The organism is Psychrobacter sp. CX21 (assembly GCF_057396255.1).
In genome coordinates, this window is sequence record NZ_JBXYJG010000001.1 from 253,929 (window position 1) to 274,551 (window position 20,623).

At 41.2% G+C, this 20,623-nt stretch carries 14 protein-coding genes; 7 read left to right on the top strand and 7 right to left on the bottom strand.

Translation table 11 applies throughout. The annotated features are described in order from the left end of the window. Positions 1 to 210: 210 nt before the first annotated feature. The gene (locus AC2SLP_RS01065; RefSeq protein WP_486534766.1) at positions 211 to 1,152 is read left to right on the top strand and encodes a nitrilase-related carbon-nitrogen hydrolase; all 942 of its coding nucleotides are present in this window, start codon (positions 211 to 213) and stop codon (positions 1,150 to 1,152) included. A 63-nt stretch (positions 1,153 to 1,215) separates the two neighbouring features. On the opposite strand, the gene AC2SLP_RS01070 is transcribed toward AC2SLP_RS01065, so the two are convergent. The 4 genes from AC2SLP_RS01070 to lptM all read right to left on the bottom strand — a co-directional run bounded on the left by AC2SLP_RS01070 (position 1,216) and on the right by lptM (position 5,037). Next, entirely contained in the window at positions 1,216 to 2,220 is a 1,005-nt protein-coding gene (locus AC2SLP_RS01070) for a tyrosine recombinase XerC (RefSeq protein WP_486534767.1), read from the bottom strand. Further along, positions 2,213 to 3,094, bottom strand: coding sequence for a diaminopimelate epimerase (dapF, locus tag AC2SLP_RS01075; protein ID WP_486534768.1), 882 nt, complete (start codon positions 3,092 to 3,094; stop codon positions 2,213 to 2,215). Before dapF ends, AC2SLP_RS01070 begins: the two co-directional genes overlap by 8 nt. A 201-nt stretch (positions 3,095 to 3,295) precedes the next feature. Further along, on the bottom strand, positions 3,296 to 4,633 hold the full coding sequence (gene lysA / locus AC2SLP_RS01080) for a diaminopimelate decarboxylase (RefSeq protein ID WP_486534769.1): 1,338 nt from the start codon (positions 4,631 to 4,633) through the stop codon (positions 3,296 to 3,298). 113 nt (positions 4,634 to 4,746) lie between these two features. Next, on the bottom strand, positions 4,747 to 5,037 hold the full coding sequence (gene lptM, locus AC2SLP_RS01085; protein WP_486534770.1) for an LPS translocon maturation chaperone LptM: 291 nt from the start codon (positions 5,035 to 5,037) through the stop codon (positions 4,747 to 4,749). Positions 5,038 to 5,597: 560 nt separating this feature from the next. Here lptM and AC2SLP_RS01090 point away from each other — a divergent pair. The 5 genes from AC2SLP_RS01090 to AC2SLP_RS01110 all read left to right on the top strand — a co-directional run bounded on the left by AC2SLP_RS01090 (position 5,598) and on the right by AC2SLP_RS01110 (position 12,186). Then, positions 5,598 to 6,800 carry an acetate/propionate family kinase gene (locus AC2SLP_RS01090; RefSeq protein WP_486534771.1) on the top strand — a complete coding sequence of 401 codons (1,203 nt, stop codon included), beginning with the start codon at positions 5,598 to 5,600 and terminating at the stop codon, positions 6,798 to 6,800. 233 nt (positions 6,801 to 7,033) lie between these two features. Beyond that, on the top strand, positions 7,034 to 9,181 hold the full coding sequence (gene pta, locus AC2SLP_RS01095; protein WP_486534772.1) for a phosphate acetyltransferase: 2,148 nt from the start codon (positions 7,034 to 7,036) through the stop codon (positions 9,179 to 9,181). A 324-nt stretch (positions 9,182 to 9,505) separates the two neighbouring features. Beyond that, on the top strand, positions 9,506 to 10,318 hold the full coding sequence (locus AC2SLP_RS01100) for a nicotinate-nicotinamide nucleotide adenylyltransferase (RefSeq protein ID WP_486534773.1): 813 nt from the start codon (positions 9,506 to 9,508) through the stop codon (positions 10,316 to 10,318). A gap of 319 nt (positions 10,319 to 10,637) precedes the next feature. After that, complete coding sequence (rsfS, locus tag AC2SLP_RS01105; RefSeq protein WP_486534821.1) at positions 10,638 to 11,012, top strand: ribosome silencing factor; 375 nt, start codon at positions 10,638 to 10,640, stop codon at positions 11,010 to 11,012. A gap of 436 nt (positions 11,013 to 11,448) precedes the next feature. Continuing rightward, on the top strand, positions 11,449 to 12,186 hold the full coding sequence (locus tag AC2SLP_RS01110) for a pantothenate kinase (protein WP_486534774.1): 738 nt from the start codon (positions 11,449 to 11,451) through the stop codon (positions 12,184 to 12,186). A 376-nt stretch (positions 12,187 to 12,562) separates the two neighbouring features. Here the strand turns inward: AC2SLP_RS01110 and nemA are convergent, their stop codons facing one another. From nemA to AC2SLP_RS01125, 3 genes are all read right to left on the bottom strand, one after another. Next, positions 12,563 to 13,663, bottom strand: a complete 1,101-nt coding sequence (nemA, locus tag AC2SLP_RS01115; protein ID WP_486534775.1) for an N-ethylmaleimide reductase — start codon at positions 13,661 to 13,663, stop codon at positions 12,563 to 12,565. 492 nt (positions 13,664 to 14,155) lie between these two features. Continuing rightward, complete coding sequence (locus AC2SLP_RS01120; RefSeq protein WP_486534776.1) at positions 14,156 to 15,424, bottom strand: outer membrane protein transport protein; 1,269 nt, start codon at positions 15,422 to 15,424, stop codon at positions 14,156 to 14,158. Between the two features lie 181 nt (positions 15,425 to 15,605). Further along, complete coding sequence (locus AC2SLP_RS01125; protein ID WP_486534777.1) at positions 15,606 to 17,798, bottom strand: 2,4-dienoyl-CoA reductase FMN-binding domain-containing protein; 2,193 nt, start codon at positions 17,796 to 17,798, stop codon at positions 15,606 to 15,608. Between the two features lie 752 nt (positions 17,799 to 18,550). On the opposite strand from AC2SLP_RS01125, the gene AC2SLP_RS01130 reads away from it, so the two are divergent. Then, positions 18,551 to 20,233 carry an AMP-binding protein gene (locus AC2SLP_RS01130; RefSeq protein WP_486534778.1) on the top strand — a complete coding sequence of 561 codons (1,683 nt, stop codon included), beginning with the start codon at positions 18,551 to 18,553 and terminating at the stop codon, positions 20,231 to 20,233. Positions 20,234 to 20,623: the final 390 nt, after the last annotated feature.

The following is a 20,623-nucleotide window of genomic DNA, read 5'->3' on the forward strand; positions in this document are numbered from 1 at the left end:
TTTGAAACGTATTTATAAATAGGTTACTTTTCAGCTCACTATACTGCCACAAATTTGCGGTAAGATTCTTATTTAAGTTTGGCATATGCGTTTATTAAACATACCTTAACCTGTTTATTTAGTAAATAATTTAATATAGTAAGGATAGCAATGAATTTAATAATGTCGATTTAGCGCCAAACCCACACTTTTTATTAAGGCTTAATAATCATGACTTCACCAATTATTGGCTGTGTACAGCTGAACAGTCAGTTTAATATTGAGGATAACTTAGCAACTATTGAACGTTCTGTACATGCCGCTAGTGAAGCGGGTACTCATCTGCTGGTATTACCCGAAAATGCATGTCGCATGGGTGGTCAGCAGGAATTAAGTGAGCGCTTTGATGCTATTTCTGATTGGTATGCCAATCTAGCTTTTGAACACCAAATGTATATCGTCGCAGGAACACTCCCTTGCCCTTATCGTCCTGATGGTACACCTGTCTCTGGCAACCGTGTTAGACAAGTGAGTCAACTCTTTGCGCCAGATGGCAAACGGGGTGCACGTTACGATAAAATTCACCTATTTAGAGCTGACGTGGCAGACAGCACGGGCAGTTATGACGAATCGCGTACCTTCGAACCAGGAGATAAGATGGTGGTCGCCGAGTGTGATATGGCAAGTTTATTAGATATCTCTTTATATAAGGATGAAGCGTATAAAGACAAAAAGTATAAAGGTGAAAAGTATAAAGGTCATAATAAAAGGCAAACCTTATTGCTTGGGATGATGATTTGCTTTGATTTACGTTTTCCTGCCCTTGCTCAGCGTTTACGGCAATCTGGCGCGAATATATTAAGCGCACCTTCAGCATTTACTTATCAAACCGGTAAAGCGCATTGGGAGCTATTATTAAAAGCAAGAGCGCTCGATTCACAATGTATGGTAGTAGGATCAGCTCAAGGCGGTACTCATTATACCAAACACTCCAGTAGAGACACGTGGGGTCATAGTATGATAGCCAATGCTAATGGAGAGTTAATTGCGGATAGTGGTCTTACTTCACTTGAAACAGATAAGTTTGCCTTAATTACTTCTACCTTAGACCTAGATCAGCAACAAATCTGGCGTAATAATCTACCTACAAATTGTTGTCATAGACTGGGTTAGTGCGTCTATTGAATCATGACAAAAATCTAGGCATAAACAGGATTTAAACTAGGTTTTATTTTTTTATTCAACCCTATCATGGTCTACTTTGTTCAATGCTCTATCGTGGGCGGCTCTAGGATGTGATTTGTCATAAACTTGTGTCAGTTTAGCAAAATCAACGTGCGTGTATATTTGAGTGGTACTAATATCACTATGCCCTAGCATTTCTTGGACGGCGCGTAAGTCGCCGCTACCCGAGAGCATATGAGAGGCAAAGCAGTGCCGTAATAAATGCGGATATATGTTTTGTGCAATACCTGCGCGCTGGGCAGCCAGTTTTAGACGATGTTGTACCGCTCGTGTGGTTAGCCGCGTCCCTAGCTTTTCGCTAATGAACAATGCGGTATCGTTATTTTCTTCCCATAAATGTCGATGAGGTAGGTAAATCGTGATGGCCTTTAGCGCTTGCCGGCCTACGGGCACTAATCGAGTTTTATTCCCCTTACCCGTAACGCGTACCTCACCGCGTTCACCTGTGGCATCAATACGTAAGTCCGCCACATTCAATCCGACAAGCTCGCCCACTCGAAGACCGCTACTGTATAACAGCTCAAACATAGCTTTATCACGTATCCAAAGCCTTGCTTGTTCTGGGGTATCTGGTAGCGGCTGCTCAAGTAATTGGGCAATTAGGTCGCCGTCCGCGATACTTGGAAGGGGCCTGGGTGCACGTTTTAGCTGGTAGCCTGTGGTCGGATTGATACGTGCTCTGCCTTGTTCTACCATCCAGCTATAAAAATGGCGGATGGCAGATAGCTCTTGCTGTACACTGGATATTGAAAGGGCATCAACATCAAGACGCTTACCAATATGTTTTGCAAGCTTTCGTTTATCACAACGTGTCCAGCTTAAATGATTGGCTTCCAAAAAACTGGCAAGCTGATACAGCGCTGCATAGTACGCGTCGATAGTATGGCTTGACAGCTGACGCACATTAAGCTCAGCGAGCCACTGTTCAACAGGCGCTAGTAAAGCCTCAAGCTGCTCTAAGGCTTGAGGCTTAATTGACGCTTCACTATCATGCATTAGGTTTTATACCCGCTTGCGCCATGATACCGTCTGGGCTGAAAACCCCTTCATAAACAAATGCGGTAGGTCCGGTCATCTTAACAGAATATCCTGGAGACCACCTGATCAATAGGCTGCCACCATATAACTGCGCTCTAATCTCTTCACCCTCATCAAGCCAACCTTCGCGCACTGCTGTGGCCACTGCGGCGCAAGCTCCTGTACCACAAGCTTGCGTCTCACCCACGCCGCGTTCAAACACCCGCAGGCGGATATGACGTTGGTTCATAACCTGAACAAACCCAACGTTCACGCGGTCTGGAAATGCAGGATGTGATTCGATTGCTTTGCCTAGTTTTTCAACCTCGGCGGTTAATATATCATCCACCTGAATGACGGCATGAGGATTGCCCATATTAGCGACATAAAGACGCACAGGTTCACCCTCTACATTTAGGTGATAAGCATTTTGAATTTTAGTGATTGCTTTTGGTGTAAAGGGTATTTCTGCCGGTTCAAATTTAGGCTTGCCCATATCCACCTCTACCCATCCGTAGTCATCGGTAGATAGAGTTAATATGCCCGATTTGGTTTCAACTCGAATGCGCTGTTTATAAGACAGTTTGCGGGCTTGCACAAAACGAGCAAAACACCGTGCTCCATTACCACACTGCTCAACTTCGCTGCCATCTGAGTTAAAGATACGATACCTAAAATCAACATCTGGACGCATCGGTGGTTCAACAATTAATAGCTGATCAAACCCAACGCCTAAATGACGATCAGCCAATAGTGTAATTAATTCAGTAGTTAATTCTAATCGCTGGGTAACTAAGTCAATGACCATAAAATCATTGCCTAACCCATGCATTTTTGTAAACTCTATTAGCATGTCATTTTCCTTAAATATTATTATACTACTATCTTAACATGCACATTATGACAATGATAATCTAAACAAGTTGATACTATTATTGATTTAATAAGTTATTGAATATGCTGCATTTATCCCAAGCGTGTCATTATTTTATAGATTAAAAAAGCCTACAAGATTGTTGTAGGCTAGATAACTTAAAAACGGATTATTTAATTTCTAATCTTTTTGCCATAACGATTCAGTTTCGAATAGACTGTTAACCGTTTCACGCTCACGTACTACCTGATGCTGCTCGTTGGATACCATAATTTCAGCAGGGCGCGGACGCGAATTATAGTTACTCGTCATGACAAACCCATAAGCACCAGCACCCGTAATGCCTAAAATATCACCGACTTCTAGTGACAATAGACGCCGCTTTGCTAGAAAATCACCTGTTTCACAGATCGCACCGACTATGTCCCAGCTTTTTTCAACTGCATCACTTGGGTACTTAGCTGGTATCACCGCCATTTGCGCCTGATACAATGCAGGACGAATCAAATCGTTCATAGCAGCATCAACGATGGCAAAGTTTTTGTGAGCAGTGGGTTTTAACACCTCAACTGTGGTCAATAGCACGCCTGCATTTGCTACAATACTTCGGCCTGGCTCAAAGAAAACCTTTAATCCTAATTGCTTAAGTTTGGGTAATAAAGCGTCTGCAAACTTACTGATTTCATCCACTTCTTCATCAATATACATGACCCCAAGGCCGCCGCCTAAATCAATATGCTTAAGCTCAATATGAACGGCTTTTAGCGCCTCTATCAATTCAAGAAGCTTGTCTAATGCCGCTACAAATGGATCAATTTCAGTAAGCTGTGAACCAATATGGCAATCTATACCGATGATATCTAAACCATCTAAACTGGCAGCATATTCATACGCTTCCACTGCAATTGCGCTATCAATACCAAATTTATTTTCCCTCAATCCCGTTGAGATATAAGGATGGGTTTTGGCGTCTACATTTGGGTTTACCCGAATAGAAATCGGCGCTTTTTTGCCCATATCTAATGCAATAGCATTGATCGTATCAAGCTCGCTTAAAGACTCAACATTAAAACATCCGATACCCGCACTCAATCCTGCTTTGATATCAGAGGCGCTTTTTCCAACCCCAGAAAATACAATAGTTTTTGGGTCTGCACCAACTGCCAAGACTCGAGCAAGCTCACCCCCTGATACCAAATCGAACCCTGCTCCTGCTTTGGCAAGCACGTCGAGCACTGCAAGATTTGAATTCGCTTTAACTGCAAAGCAAATTTGATGCTCAATTGTCGAAAAGCTATCGCTATAGGCATGATACGCGTCTAAAATTGCTTTTTTAGAATAGACATATAAAGGGGAGCCGTACGTTTTGATCAATTCATCGGCGCGCACTGATTCGATTCTTAATGCACTCTCTTGATAAGCTAAAGCAGGTAGCTTAAGCACCAAGCTTTCAGGGTTAATGCGTAGGCCATCATCTGTACGCTCTGCTATAGGTGGTAAATTTGATATGTTGCTCATAATTTGTACGGTTCCAAAAACTGTAATCGCTAAAATAGACTGATACTAATAGATAGACTGCTACTAATTGGTATGAATAAACAAGGATCTGTATGAATAAATAAGGAATGTGGTTAGTAATTCTCGGGATCGGGATCTGGTTCCATATTTTTTAACGCCTCTTCATCAATTTCAATACTAGGCGAATTAGTGCCACCATAAATGATGAACCTTGTGTTGTCTGGCGCATCTTTAGGAAGATACAAGTCATTTTTTTGCCCACAAGCGGTAAGTGATACTGTACCAAGCAATACACATACTAAACCTAGTATCAATCGCGCGTTAATCCGCATGATTAATATTGAAGTGTCATTAACTTTGCTTAAGTGTTCAGTAAGCAGGTGTTGAGTGCGATAGTTTGGCATGTATAGCTTCCTGTTTTATAACTTTCTATCTTAATACAAAGTTGCCGCTATGGTAGCAAAATTATGCTTGATTACCTAATTAACTGTATCCCAAAACTCGATTAATATTATTTTAAAACCCTAGGTAGCCTTTGGGATATTTTGATACTATTCTTATATATATTTTGTTATGAAACCTATTTAAAATTAGACATATGCATTCATGGTATAAAAAATCTTTTATGGATGTTTTTCTTATATGAAACCGAGAATTTTACTAGGATCTATTAAGGGTTTGCTTAACATTAAAATAATAAAAGCCAGAAACAAGCACAATTAATAACCGGCAAAAATAAAATTTTTTACAATATGCCCCATAGCTCAGCTTACATCGCATATAGTGAATTCATTATAGTACCAAGTCAGAAAATTAACATATTAATAAAAACAAGTGCAAACGCTAAAAAAAGCAGGTTTAGCGTTTTTACAAAGATAGTTTATTTATAAATTTGGTATAACTCTCATTCTACTTATTATTACAACCTACTTATTTATTACAATACAGTATTAAGGACGCTAATATGAGCAATACTATTATCACAAAGCCAACTTTGGTTGTTAATTGTGGTTCTTCTTCTATTAAATATGCACTTATTAGTCAAGACAATCAAAATCGTATTACTGGATTGGCAGAAAACCTTGGGCTTAATAATGCGCGCATTGTGCATAAAGACTTAGACGGTGAAAAGACAGAAGTAAGTGTCCCAGGTGCCAACCATAAAGCGGCTCTTATAAAAATTATGTCTTTATTGGGTGATCAATCCCCTATTGCAGTTGGACACCGCGTTGTGCATGGTGGACGAGAATTTAGTTCTGCCGTAAAGGTGACGCCGCACATCATCGATGAAGTTAGACGTCTAAAAGCCTTAGCACCTTTGCATAACCCTGCAAATGCCACTGGCATTGAAGCCGTTCAATCCATTCACCCCGATTTACCGCAAGTAGCAGTATTTGATACCGCATTCCATCAGACTATGCCCCCTAAAGCCTATCGCTATGCGATTCCAAAAGAGATGTATGAAAAAAACTTTATTCGCAGCTATGGTTTTCATGGTACATCGCACGCGTATTTATCGAACCGCGCAAGTCAGCTCACAAACACTAAAGAGCCGCATGGATGGTTAGTCGCTCATTTAGGCAACGGCAGTTCGGTTGCTGCTATCTATGAGGGTCAAAGCTTAGATACCAGTATGGGCTTAACGCCACTAGAAGGGCTGATGATGGGAACGCGTAGTGGCGATGTTGACCCAAGTTTACACATTCATCTAAAACGTACCTTAGGGTTAAACTTAGAACAAATCGACACCATGCTAAATAAAGAAAGTGGTCTGCTTGGCGTATCTGGCGTCTCAAACGACATGCGCACAGTAGAATCCATTGCTAATGATGATACACATCCTGATCAACAAGATGCGAAGCTTGCTGTAGAGATGTTCTGCTATCGTGCGGGTAAGTACTTAGCGTCCCTATCTTGTGCTCTACCAGAGTTGACAGGTATTGTGTTTTCGGGAGGGATAGGTGAGAACTCAGCATCAATTCGTAATGGCATTTTAGACGTCATGCGCCACTTCAACCTAGATATCGATGCAGATAAAAACGACACCTTGTATGGCGGCGCTGAGGGCAGCTTTCATACTGAGTCTAGTCAGTATGAACTGTGGGTCATTCCAACCGATGAAGAATTTCGTATCGCTCAAGAAGCCAGAGAGGTTTTGGGTTTATAATATAAGGTTAAAATAACAAAAGGTATTATTGAGTTCTTAGACTTGATTAACCAATTCAATTTTGTTCGACAAATTCATAGTTGGCATTTAAATGACTGTCATACGTTTTGAATATGTATTTTTTATACTGTTGCTAATTCATTACAGGCTAGTGGCGCAATTATTAGGCTCATTCAACCATTAGACTTATATAATCATTAGACTCATTCATCCAATAAAATAAGGAATCATTTATGCAAACCATATTACTCGTACCCACTAGTCGCGGTATCGGTCTGACTTCTGCTGGACTTGGTCTTATCAAAGCATTTGATTACTTGGGTATGAAAGCTGGCTTTATGAAGCCTTTTTTGCAAGATGACTCTAATGACTCACAACATACTCTAGACAGCTCAAGCGAGCTTGCCCGCCAAGCATTTAATTTGAACCCACCAGACTCTATACCGCGTGAAAAAGTTGAGCGGATGATGACGGATGGTAACGTTGATGACTTGATGGAAATGGTGGTTAACAACTTTGACAAGTTAGATAACGACTACAGTGTGGTTATTTGCGAAGGATTGGTAGCCACGGAAGAGGTGAGCTATGCCTCCGCGGTAAACTTTGCGTTAGCCACAGCACTTGATGCCAAAGTCATATTTGTTAGCATGGCCGATCTTGAAAACCCGAAACAATTGGCTGATAAATTAGATGTCCATGCGCGTATCTTCGGCGGACTAACGGGCGAGCGTACATTGGGCAGTATCTTAATGCGCGCCAAAAATGTTACTAATACGTTTGACACTCAGCCTGTAGCTCCCGGGGAAGCCAATCTTGAGCTTGATGAAGACTTTATAAAGGCCATGCAATCATACTCGCCAAGTTTTGCAACAGATAACTATCACTTAATTGGCGTGGTACCGTTCAGTAATACCTTATCCGTACCCCGTACTTGGGATATTGCCAAAGAGTTAAATGCCATTTGGCTCAATGAAGGTGATGCCAAACAACGCCGTGTGTTAACTACTAGCTTAACAGCCCGTACCATCTCTCGCGTTGGTGAGGTATTCAAAAGAGGTACTTTGATTGTGACGCCTGGTGATCGCGATGATTTATTACTGGCAGCGGCAATGGCCACCATGAATGATATACCTATGGCGGGTATTGTTCTCACTGGCGGTATTACCCCAAATGATACTGTGATTCAGCTGTGTCAACCAGCGCTACGTACTGGAATGCCAGTCATGAGCGTCAAAACCAATAGCTTAGAAACAGTGACAGATCTGGCCAATATCACCAATGAAATCCCTAAAGATGATATTGAACGCGCTGAAACGGTTACCCGCTTTGTTGCGGCGCATTTGGATCTAGACTGGCTAAAAGCGTACTTTGATCGAGACTACAAGCCACGCCTATCACCATCCGCGTTTCGCCATCAAGTGGTTAAAAAAGCACAAGGCGACAAAATGCGTGTGGTCTTACCTGAGGGTGAAGAGCCGCGTACTATTGAGGCGGCTGCAATTTGTCAAAGCCGTAACATTGCCCAGTGTGTCCTAATTGGTAATCCAGATGAAGTGGCGCAAGTGGCCAAAAACCGAGGCGTCGAGCTACCTGACGATATTGAAATCATTGATCCTGCTACTGTAGATCGCCAAAAATACATAGATGCTTTTGTAGAGCGCCGTAAAGGTAAGGCGACAGCACAAAGAGCCACCGAAGAGATGGAGGATAATGTCGTTCTTGGTACTACCATGTTGCATCTTGACGAAGTGGACGGTCTGGTATCGGGCGCTATCCATACGACTGCCAATACAGTTCGTCCAGCTTTTCAGTTAATCAAGACCGCGCCAGAATACTCTTTGGTCTCTTCTGTCTTTTTCATGTTATTACCTGAACAAGTGGTTGTGTATGGTGACTGCGCCATCAATCCAGACCCAAATGCTGAGCAATTAGCAGAGATTGCAATTCAATCTGCGGCGTCAGCCAAAGCCTTTGGCATCGAGCCTAAAGTTGCTATGATAAGTTACTCTACTGGCGCATCGGGCACCGGTGAGGATGTAGAAAAAGTGAAAGAAGCCACACGTATTGTACGCGAGCGTGCACCAAACTTATTGGTAGATGGCCCGCTTCAATACGATGCTGCTTCTGTGCTTAGTGTAGGTAAACAAAAAGCACCGGATTCCCCTGTGGCAGGTCAAGCCAATGTGTTTATCTTTCCAGATTTGAATACGGGCAATACCACTTATAAGGCGGTTCAGCGTAGTGCTAACGTCGTGAGTGTTGGCCCAATGCTACAAGGGCTTAATAAACCTGTAAATGATTTATCTCGCGGCGCATTGGTAGATGATATTGTTTACACCATTGCGCTAACAGCGATACAGGCCAGTAGCCCAGACGTTTAATACGACAGTTTAGTGGTAAATAGGTCATCCGTATCTACATATAGATGTCTTTATAGGCTATCGTATATTGTCTGATATTTAAGACTGATATTTAGAAATTAGCATTTTAAGACTGATAATAAAGGCTGGCAGTTTCGTCAGTCTTTTTAGTTTATTCCAAATCTGGAACTTAAAATGTCGTTTAAAACGCTTGAAAACGCTACAAGTATTGAGTTGAGCGAGTTTGACAAAAAATTATTGTTCAGAAAAGGTATTATTCAAAAAATGACAATAGCTGTTTAATACAGCATCACACTTTATTGATATATATTGATAGAAAAGAGAATGACAAACGCCTTACCACACACTAAGTCTACATTGCATAACAATCCTAATGATTGCTTTTTACCCATGCGTTTGTATTTGGGTGGATCGTTTGATCCAGTTCATTTTAGTCACATTGAGATGCTCACGCATGTTTATACCGTACTAAATCAGTCATTAGCAGAGACTGGGCGAAGTTATAATCAAGCTGCTAAAATACAAGCTTGTTTTTTGCCGACTGCCCGCTCGCCTTTAAAGCAGAAGACAACCAGTCCCGAACACCGCTTAGCCATGCTAAAGCTGGTCACCAGTCTTATCAATAATCGTTGTGATATGCATCAAGATAGTCCTAATTTCACACACAGTTTAGAAAACGATACTGTGCCTAAGGCTATCTTTGAAGTGTGCGAATATGAACTGTGGCAAGAGCCACCGATCTATAGCATAGATACATTAAAACATTTGCAAAAATGCCATCCTAAAAGTAGTGTGATTTTCATTGTCGGGGCAGATAATATTGCTAGTCTTCCTAAATGGAAAGAGGGTGATAAACTCACAGAACATGCCCATCTATGGGTAATGCCGCGTAATCATCTTCAGTCGCAAGGTGAGATTCTAAATTTGCTACCTGAACGTCTAAAGTGTCAGGTTACATCCTCGCCTAAGCCGCTGATGCATAAACAGTATGGTAGTATTTATATCGATACTTATAGTGTTCCGAGCATCTCTAGCAGTGCAATACGTCATGCAATAGCACAGTGCAGGTCAAATACTATACAATATATGCTACCATCGATAGTTTATGATTATATTAAAGAACATAATTTATATTAGCCTAGATAGCTGTTAATCTTCATTAACTTACTAATTAACTAATTAACTTACTAATTGGCCTTGCTGATTACCCTTGTTTTTTAATCAATTGCCCTTATTTATAGTAAACTTTGGCAATAGAAAGCTTAAGCCCGTTTCATACGCCCAATATGCGCCCAATTAATAACGCAGCGCTGATTGAATAGGCACTATTATCGGCCTCAATAAATTCTATACAGCCCCTTAATATAAATTTTGTTAAAAGCACGATACTATTAAATCAGACATATCCATATTTTATAGGACAATTATGAACCAAGAAAACAGTTCAAATGAATCAATGACAGATGAAAGATTACACTATTGCCTTGAAGTGGTTCAAGGCGCACTCAGTGATATGAAAGCTAGAAATATTACAGTGATGAATGTCGAGGAATTAACCGACGTAATGGAATATATGGTCATCGCAGAAGGCACATCAAAACGTCATGTAAATGCAGTCGCTGATGAAGTCGGCGCCACTGCTAAAAAAGCAGGATTTATGCCCCTTGGGCGTGAAGGTGAAAAAGACAGCGATTGGACGCTGGTAGATCTAGGCGGTGTTGTCGTTCACATTATGACAAAGCAAGCGCGCGAGTTTTATGATCTTGAAGGTCTATGGTCATCGCCTGAAGAACTTAAAAAGTTAGTGGCTCGCGATCTTAGTGAGCGTTAATTTCGCATTAATGAAACGCTAATTGCTAATTGCTAATTGAGCATTTAATAAGGCAATCTGGTCAATCCATTTATAAATCATTAGTAGCTCATATAGCGTATCAGTTATCCATATTTATGAACCGCTACTCTTATAAATTGCTATTTAAAAAAATTAAGACGCCTTTATAAGGTGTCTTTTTTTAGAACCGTACTATTTTGCTCTATTTGTTTCCTATAATTTTAATTATCATTAAATAGTTAAATAAGTCTAGGATAGTTACAAGGCAATCGAGTGCAAATGCGACTTGTAGCAAGTTTAGCGAGTTTGACGAAGATTAATTGTTTCAATAATTGGTTGTTTCAATAATTGGTTGTTTCAAAAATTGGTTGTTTCAAAAATTGGTAGTTTTAAATGTGAGACATTAGGGTATTTTTACTATAGACAAGGAGCGTTCATGGCAAAGCTTTGGCTCGACTTAGGTAACACTCGATTAAAATATTGGCTAACGGATGATGTGGGCCAGATTATCACCAGTGATGCCAAACAGCATCTCCAAGCCCCCGATGAATTATTAATCGGTTTGACGGATAGATTTCATAACCTTGCACCAGAATTTATTGGAGTCTCATCCGTACTTGGTCAACACCTCAATGCAGAGGTTGCTGAATCTCTAGCCAGCTTAGATGTTCCTTTTGAATTCGTACATGTAGATGCAGAGCATCACTTATTGACGAGTGATTATGACGCGTCCCAATTGGGCGTTGACCGCTGGTTACAGATTTTAGGCGGCGTAGATAGAAAAAAGAGACAATGTATCGTGGGCTGTGGTACTGCTTTAACGATAGATCTGGTCGATAATGCACACCATGCTGGCGGTTACATCTTTCCCAGTATTTATTTGCAGCGTGAAGCGCTTATGTCAGGTACCAAGCAGATAAGTATCGCACCTGGCGTATTTGATAGTATTATTCAAGGCACAACCACGTCAGATGCCGTGCATCGCGGTATCTTATTATCGATAGTCGGCGCTATTAATGAGATTGGTCGTCGTCACTTGAATTATGAATTTATTTTGACAGGCGGTGATGCTCCTATCTTGGCGCAGCATCTAGCGCATCCCATTCATATACGTGAGAACTTACTGCTTAATGGGCTTATGCGGTATTTTGAGCAACAGTGTGCAGCTGATTGATTCAATAGTTATTCAATGAAATAACTATCGAAGATGAGTACTTAAAGTTTATGCAAGTTTTCAAAGGTCAGTTATTGGAATCTGCAGATTAAGAACGTTTATACGTTTTTAGACTCTCCTATCGTTTGTAAGTAGACGATATAAATAATCTATTTCTATAAAAAAAAGAGCCATACTTAACAATATAGTCGTAATCAGCATTGATAGACAAAGCAATTGAGTGCAAGTAAAAATAACATGGGCTCAACACGCTTAATGCCGCCACTTATATTTATCACTGATGACTAGCATTCATGCTTATGACTTATGTCTTTCATTAAAACTATAGTATGGCTCTTATCTAAGAATTATCGTTTATAAACAATTTGTTTATAAATTATTTATTCATATAGGGATAATCCGTATACCCTTTAGCCCCACCACCGTAGAACGTTTGTGGATGCTGCTCATTGAGTTCAGCGCCTTTTTGTATCCGTTCTGCTAAGTCTGGATTGGCAATATAGTCGCGTCCAAAAGCAACAGCATCAATATAACCATCTTCAATCATTTTTTCTGCTTTATCAGCTGTGTATCCGCCTGCGGCAACAATAGTATTGTCAAATGCTGAACGTAGTTTGGTTCTAAATTCATTAGAATAAGGCGTACCACCTGCCCAATCTGGCTCTGATAGATGTAAATACATTACGTTCTTTTTGTTAATTTGTTTAACAAACCAAACGGCTTCTTCCTCATCATAGCCTGCTTCTACATTATTGAACGTACCCATTGGAGAGATACGAATACCCACATGGTTGTTATCCCATGCTTCAATACAAGCATCAATGACCTCCAGTATTAAACGAGCACGTTTCTCGCGGCTACCACCGTATTCATCCGTACGTTTGTTGGTATGCTCAGCCCAAAACTGATGCAATAAATAGCCATGCGCGCCATGTATTTCAACACCATCAAAACCCGCTTCTTTAGCGTTCTTAGTTGCTTGTCCAAAATCAGCAATGACTTGATGTATCTCCTCTATCGTTGCAGGACGCGGTTTGGTAGCGTCAACACGAATAGGCATACCATTATCATCACGTAAGGTGGTGCGAACACCCACTTCGATGTTTGATGCGGATATCGGCGCTTTATTATCCGGCTGCACACTATTGTGGGCAACAAGACCGGTATGCCAAAGCTGTAGTACAATTTTGCCGCCTTTGGCATGTACCGCATCGGTGACAACCTTCCAAGCTGTGATTTGATCTTGAGTATGTACGCCGGGTGCGCCTGCATAGCCTTTAGCTTGAAACGAGACTTGAGTCGCTTCTGCAATGATGAGGCCTGCACCTGCTCGCTGTGAGTAATACTCTGCAGCTAATGCGGTCGGTACGTCACCTGGTTCAACAGCACGAAGGCGCGTAAGGGGCGCCATAAATATTCTGTTTTTAAGGGTATTTTCACCGACTTTAATGGTTTTAAATAATCTTTCGTATGCCATAATTTTTCCTTATTTTAAGTTATCAGCCATGTCTTTTATTACGTTGATAGCTCTTATAATTATGTCGTTAGCTTTGATGGGTCAAGACATTTTTTGGGCTTTTTTTTAGGCCATATTGATGAATGGTAGCTATAGTCAAGAAGTCTAAAATGGTGACAAGGCAACCGAGTTCAAGTACTACTCATCAAGTACTACTCATCAAGTAATACTCATCAAGTACTACTCATCAGGTACTACTCATGTAGGCTTAGCGAGGTCAACGCCGTAACCGTTTGGTAGTTTGCTGACTATATATTATGTGGCACATCTTTAATAATAAAAGGACAAGACTGAATCTAATTACAATACGTAATTAACCCATAATAAAAAACCCACAGCATGTGGGTTTAATTGATATTATAAAATCTTAGTAAGCTTTGATTTAAGTCTGGTAAGCTTGACTGTGGTTTATTCAAGAGTTAAATTCGCTTTTAAATTTAGTAATAAATTAGATTAGAAGTTATAGCCAAGTTTAACGCCTAGCGCATACCCTGTGCCGTCATCAAATTTCGCTAGTGTTCTTTCAGATAAGCTTTGATCAATAGGGAGTTTTGAATAAGCAGTACCACCTTCAAACCACAGATATTGCCCACCTGCCGAAATGGTTAAACTATCAGAAACGTCATAGCTGCCGCCAATTGCTAATGTTTTGACCGAATCATAAGGGCCTAGTAAGCTCAGTGGTTCTGCAGTGCCAGAATCATACCCCGCTCTAATCTCGCCAGCAAACTTTGGGGTAAACTGCTTGCCTAAAGCGATTTCAATACCATAAGCATCATCTTTATACTCGGCTAATGGCTCGCCCACTACCTCAGTAATACCAGCGGGAGCAATATTAAACGCTGTCCATTCAGCCCAGCGCGCGTTTACCATACCTAATAGCTGATACTTTTCACTTAGGCCCGTTTGAAAATCAAGATTAATAGATTGCGGTGTTTTAAAGGTTAAGCTGGTGTCTCCAAATTGTATGTCTGGTAGACCTATAAAACCCTTAATATCAGAAGGTATGTCGTTGTAATTCGTCGGTGCAAGTGGATTAAGTAAAGCGTTATCTACCAATAAGCTTTCGTGAGCTTGCAAACTATGCTCACCCTCACCGCGCCAAGTAACCGCCGCTCTCAACATAATCTCAGGCCTTTCGTAAGCAAAGCCTACGACGGGTATTTGAGTATCACTTTTTTCTTTGATTTCTAAATCATAGAATATGGGATTACCATCAAAGTTCTGAGCCAGTTCAACTGAACCTTCCGCTTCTTGGTACTCCATACCTCCATAGATCCAGAAATTATTGTTTATCTTACCGCCGCCTAATAAAGTTAAGCTGCGCGTATCTACTCGAGCTTCTGTGGTGCCCATATTATTACTAAATTCACTACCAGACTGATAAATGGTATCCACACCAAAAGGCTCATCATATATCAATGCTAAAGCAGTATTTGGCGTAGGCGCAACTTTAACCGCAGCGCCAAGAATATCAAAGTCATCCATCATGTCATCAATCTTTTGATTTGCTGCTGGGTTACCTACCCCACCAGCAACATCGGTACCTTCAATCTCAATATCAACATAAGCATAGGTTGCTTCAGCATAGTTACCCGCTTCAAAAAAAGGCAATATTGATTGTTTGGTATACTCTAGGCCGGCTGCATTTGAAGCCGTGGTGAATGCAATACTTGACCCTATTGCTAATTTGATCGCAGTGTGAAGATGTGCTTTATACATAAAAATCCCTTTTTAATTTATTAAACAAATTCCCTTTTAGATCACCTCTAAAGTAAATACCTATATTGCTGATTTGTCAACGAAATGTAGAGTTAAATTAAACTGAACTAAAAAAGAGCTGTTATAAACAGCTCTTTTAATGGGAAAATAATGACTGGCTTATAGTAGGATAATCTTACTACTATAGTTTAGCCGCCAATTCAGCACCATCTCGTATCGCGCGCTTAGCATCAAGCTCCGCCGCTAACTTTGCACCCCCGATAATGTGATATTGAGTCCCTAGCTTTTTGACTTTTTTATTCTGATCACGTTTATAGTCCTGTAACTGGGGCATTAAATCATTAACTGATTCTTGACCTGCACAAACGACAATGTTATCAACTCGCAGTAGCTGACTATGACCCTGAGGGGTTGTTATCCATAGTCCTTCATTTGTCACTTTGTCATAAGTGACGCCTGGCAATTGCATGACACCATGCGACTTAACATGGGCCCGATGCACCCACCCAGTTGTTTTATTGAGTCCACTACCGAGCCGCCCACCACTACGCTGCATTAAATAAACCTGACGTATGGGTGTGATGCCTTCTGGTTTTTGCAAGCCGCCATCGGTTTGATAGTTGACATCTTCATTCACACCCCACTCCTTCATCCACTCTTCAATAGACTGCGGTTCAGGGCGATAGCCTGGGTCTTTTAAAGTATCAGGGCCTAACTCGTGCAGCGGTTGTCCATGCCGCGCTGTTAGATACTCACTCACATCAAATCCAATACCGCCTGCGCCAATGACTGCTACGGTATCGCCAACAGCTTTTTGACCTGATAATAACTCAGCATAGCTAATGACCTTTGGATTGTCCGCACCCTCAAGCTTACCTTCTAAGCTACGGGGTACTACGCCTGTTGCAACGACGACATGATCATAATCAGCTTCATCAAGCAACTCACTAGTGACTTTGGTGTTCAGTACAATCTTGACGTCTTGATGGTTAAGCTCATTGAGGTAATAGCGTGTCGTCTCAAAAAACTCTTCTTTACCTGGAACCACTTTTGCATAATTAAACTGACCGCCTAGGATGTCTCTGGCCTCATAAAGCGTTACGTCATGGCCACGTTTGGCAGCTATGGTAGCAGCAGACATACCTGCGACACCGCCACCCACAACCGCAATCTTTTTAGGATTCTTTGTTGGCTCATAAATCAGCTCAGTTTCATAGCATGCGCGCGGATTGACAAGGCATGTTGAGCGTTTGTTTTCAAAGGTATGATCCAGACAAGCTTGGTTACAAGCGATACAAGTATTAATTAAGTCACTCTTACCATCACGGGCTTTATTAACCCAATCAGGATCTGCAAGAAAGGGGCGTGCCATCTGGATGAGATCAGCTTGATCTGAAGCCAAAATACTCTCTGCTGTCTCAGGCATGTTAATACGGTTAGACGCCATCACTGGTACGTTGACATGCTTTTTGACTTCTGCAGTATAGTCAACAAATGTGGCGCGCGGCACACTAGTAACAATGGTAGGCACGCGTGCTTCATGCCAGCCAATACCTGTATTAATGATACTAACGCCATTGTCTTCAAGCGCTTTGGCCACGGTTATGACCTCATCCATGACGTTACCGTCTTTTACCAAATCAATCATAGACAAGCGAAATATAATTATAAAATCTTCACCGACCGCTTCACGAACGGCATTAACCACCGCGATTGGAAAGCGCATACGTCCATAAATATCACCGCCGTATTCATCTGTACGCTGATTGACATGACGTGATAAAAATTGGTTTAGAAGATAGCCTTCAGAGCCCATGATCTCCACCCCATCATAACCTGCTTGCTTAGCCAGCACAGCAGAACGCGCATAGTCTTCAATGGTACTCTCTATATTAGAGATACTCATTTGACGCGGTTTAAAGGGTGAAATAGGAGATTTTATTGGGCTTGCAGACACCACAAAGGGATGATAACCATAACGTCCACTGTGCAGAATCTGCATGATGATTTTACTGTCATGACGATGTACAGCACGCGTCACGCGTTGATGGTTGAACACATCGCCTTTATTATTCATGGTACCGCCGGCAGGTAACAACCATCCTTCACGATTAGGTGAGATACCCCCCGTAATCATCATGGCGACGCCGCCCTTTGCTCGCTCCTCAAAATAGGCGGCAAGCTTACCATAGTTATAAAAGCGATCTTCAAGCCCGGTATGCATTGAGCCCATGACAATACGGTTTTTTAACGTGGTATGACCTAAGTTTAGCGGTTCAAAAATATGGGGATAAGGAACGGTTGTCGCGGGAATTTCTTGATTGTTTTCTTTATTTTGTGTTCTTTGGTCATTCGAGGTAGCTGCGGCTGCCATAAGAAATATCCTTATTAAAAGATGATGTATTGTTGATTAGAACTTAAAACTAACTCATGAATAACTAATTTGCTGACATACTAGTTACTCATACATTATTTAATTAAACGCACGCTTCTAAATGCAGGTTTTTTATATACAAATTATTGAGAACTTGTTAAAACTAAAAGACACTTAAAACCATTTAAAAAATTATAGGTTTATTATTGACCTTTTAAATTCAGTTAACATATACTCACTGAATATAGATGAATAATAGCATCGTATCATAAGATGAATAGGGTCTGTTGAACATTCAAATATTAGGACTGCTGATAACTAAAATTGTTCCAAACTAGGCATAAACCGACGATAATGCCCGAAGCGTATTGGACCTTAGCTAGGTTTATAACAACGTTTGGGGCAATTTTAGCATCAGCCTCACTCGAGCACAGCTCTCGCCTTGCGAACGGGCAAAGCAGCGCTTTGCTTAATCCGTTCTCAGGGGCGAGTCTATTTTTTGTCAATATATTGTGACTTTCAATAATTAGGGGTTCTAACTTAGAATAACTAAGTTTCTAAAATTTCCCTACATATTGCCTAAAAAATAACCGCCGCCAGTTCCATATTTGAATGTTCAACAGACCCTGGATTAAGTCATGCAAAACTATGCTGTGACCGTCTCGGCATTTTAACATTACATACATAGGCTACTTTTATTCATAAACCATCATACCCCTACTCATTACTTTCTAGATAAAGGATTATCTATTATGACTGATTTTAATACTGATCTAACTAAAAACCCTGCCAATCATCAACCTTTAACGCCAATACAGTTCATATCTCGTGCGGCTAGTGTCTACCCTAATAATACGTCGATTATTTATGATGATTTGCAGCAAACTCCTATTGTCTATACTTGGTCACAAACCTACGAGCGCTGCTGCAAGCTTGCCAATGCCTTACGCAAACTTGGTATAAAAAAAGATGATACTGTCGCCATAATGGCACCAAATACACCAGCCATGGTAGAAGCCGCTTTTGGCGTACCCATGTCGCAAGGGGTGCTTTGTACTTTAAATACGCGTTTGGATATTAATGCTTTAACCTTTTGTTTACAGCACTCAGAAGCCAAGCTATTAATATTAGACAGCGAGTTTTCAGATCATGCCGAATTGATTGCCGAAGCTTTTCCTAATTTGATGGTCATTCATTCGACAGATGCAGCGCTACCCAATGTGGAAGCTTTTGGTACCATGAATTATGAAGAGCTGATTCAATCAGGTGAATTTGACACGAGCTATCCGCTTGAACAGTTTGAAAAAAAGATGTATCCAAGCGATGAATGGGATGCTATTGCCTTAAACTATACCTCTGGTACGACAGGCAGACCAAAAGGTGTGGTTTATCATCACCGCGGTGCGACGTTAAATGCAGTATCGAATATCTTAGATTGGGATATGCCAAAACATGTGCCTTATCTATGGACATTACCTTTATTTCATTGTAATGGTTGGTGTTTTCCTTGGACTATTGCCGAGCGTGCGGGTATTAATATCTGTTTGCGTCAAATTGACCCCGATCTAATTTTAAAATTAATCGCCAAATACGACATCACTCATTACTGTGCAGCGCCTATTGTCCACAATATGATTGCATCTGGTGAAGAGGAGTTAAAAGCTGTAATTCATCACACCGTGAATGGCTTTGTCGCCGGTGCGCCCCCATCAGAAGCCATGCTTGAGAAGATGGAAGCCATGAACTTTAACATTACTCATGTTTACGGTTTGACCGAAGTCTATGGACCTGTCACCATCTGTGCGGAGCACAAAGACTGGCAGGAGCTGTCCGTGGCGGAGCGGGCATCCAAGAAGTCCCGTCAAGGAACGGTATCCCACTTAATGGATGGCTTTGAGGTATTAAAGCAAGGCACTAATGAGCCGGTAGCAGCCGATGGTAATGAGATGGGAGAGCTTGCGCTTAAAGGCAATATGGTGATGAAAGGCTATCTTAAGAATCCTAAAGCTACAGAGGAAGCCTTCGCTGGCGGGTGGTTCCGCACAGGTGATCTGGGGGTAAAATATCCTGATGGTTATATCAAAATAATGGACCGATTAAAAGACATCATCATCTCAGGTGGCGAGAACATTTCGAGTATTGAGATAGAAAATGCCCTTTATAAATTACCTCAAGTGAGTAGCTGCGGTGTGGTAGCCGCCTCCAATGAGAAATGGGGGGAGGTTCCTGTCGCCTTTATTGAAATAACCGAAGGCGCCACGCTAACTCGTGAACAAGTGATAGAGCATTGCCGCCAAAATTTGGCTAAATTTAAAGTACCCAAACATGTCATTTTTGCAGAGCTTCCAAAAACAAGTACCGGTAAAATTCAAAAATTCGAATTACGTGCCGCTGCGCAGTCTATGGCCAATGAAGAAACCAAAGTCATGCATTAATAGATTAGGGCGTGCCTTTAGTCAGTGCTTTAAAGATCGGTGCTTTAAAAATCAGTACTATAAATTTCGGTATACTAGGGTATGTTGAACATTCAAATATTAGGACTGCTGATAGCTACCAATTAATCAAAGCTGTGTTCCAAACTAGGCATAAACCGACGATAATGCCCGAAGCGTATTGGACCTTAGCTAGGTTTATAACAACGTTTGGGGCAATTTTAGCATCAGCCCTACTCGAGCACAGCTCTCGCCTTGCGAACGGGCAAAGCAGTGCTTTGCTTAATCCGTTCTCAGGGGCGGGTCTATTTTTTGTCAATATATTGTGACTTTCAATAATTAGGGGTTCTAACTTAGAATAACTAAGTGTCTAAAATTTCCCTGCATATTGCC

What these genes read in the sequence shown, in the direction of transcription:
- dapF (WP_486534768.1), bottom strand. Translation starts at nt 3,094, where the DNA reads ATGCTAATAGAGTTTACAAAAATGCATGGGTTAGGCAATGATTTTATG.
- AC2SLP_RS01100 (WP_486534773.1), top strand. Translation starts at nt 9,506, where the DNA reads ATGACAAACGCCTTACCACACACTAAGTCTACATTGCATAACAATCCT.
- AC2SLP_RS01110 (WP_486534774.1), top strand. Translation starts at nt 11,449, where the DNA reads ATGGCAAAGCTTTGGCTCGACTTAGGTAACACTCGATTAAAATATTGG.
- rsfS (WP_486534821.1), top strand. Translation starts at nt 10,638, where the DNA reads ATGACAGATGAAAGATTACACTATTGCCTTGAAGTGGTTCAAGGCGCA.
- AC2SLP_RS01125 (WP_486534777.1), bottom strand. Translation starts at nt 17,798, where the DNA reads ATGGCAGCCGCAGCTACCTCGAATGACCAAAGAACACAAAATAAAGAA.
- AC2SLP_RS01070 (WP_486534767.1), bottom strand. Translation starts at nt 2,220, where the DNA reads ATGCATGATAGTGAAGCGTCAATTAAGCCTCAAGCCTTAGAGCAGCTT.
- nemA (WP_486534775.1), bottom strand. Translation starts at nt 13,663, where the DNA reads ATGGCATACGAAAGATTATTTAAAACCATTAAAGTCGGTGAAAATACC.
- lptM (WP_486534770.1), bottom strand. Translation starts at nt 5,037, where the DNA reads ATGCCAAACTATCGCACTCAACACCTGCTTACTGAACACTTAAGCAAA.
- AC2SLP_RS01130 (WP_486534778.1), top strand. Translation starts at nt 18,551, where the DNA reads ATGACTGATTTTAATACTGATCTAACTAAAAACCCTGCCAATCATCAA.
- pta (WP_486534772.1), top strand. Translation starts at nt 7,034, where the DNA reads ATGCAAACCATATTACTCGTACCCACTAGTCGCGGTATCGGTCTGACT.
- AC2SLP_RS01090 (WP_486534771.1), top strand. Translation starts at nt 5,598, where the DNA reads ATGAGCAATACTATTATCACAAAGCCAACTTTGGTTGTTAATTGTGGT.
- AC2SLP_RS01120 (WP_486534776.1), bottom strand. Translation starts at nt 15,424, where the DNA reads ATGTATAAAGCACATCTTCACACTGCGATCAAATTAGCAATAGGGTCA.
- AC2SLP_RS01065 (WP_486534766.1), top strand. Translation starts at nt 211, where the DNA reads ATGACTTCACCAATTATTGGCTGTGTACAGCTGAACAGTCAGTTTAAT.
- lysA (WP_486534769.1), bottom strand. Translation starts at nt 4,633, where the DNA reads ATGAGCAACATATCAAATTTACCACCTATAGCAGAGCGTACAGATGAT.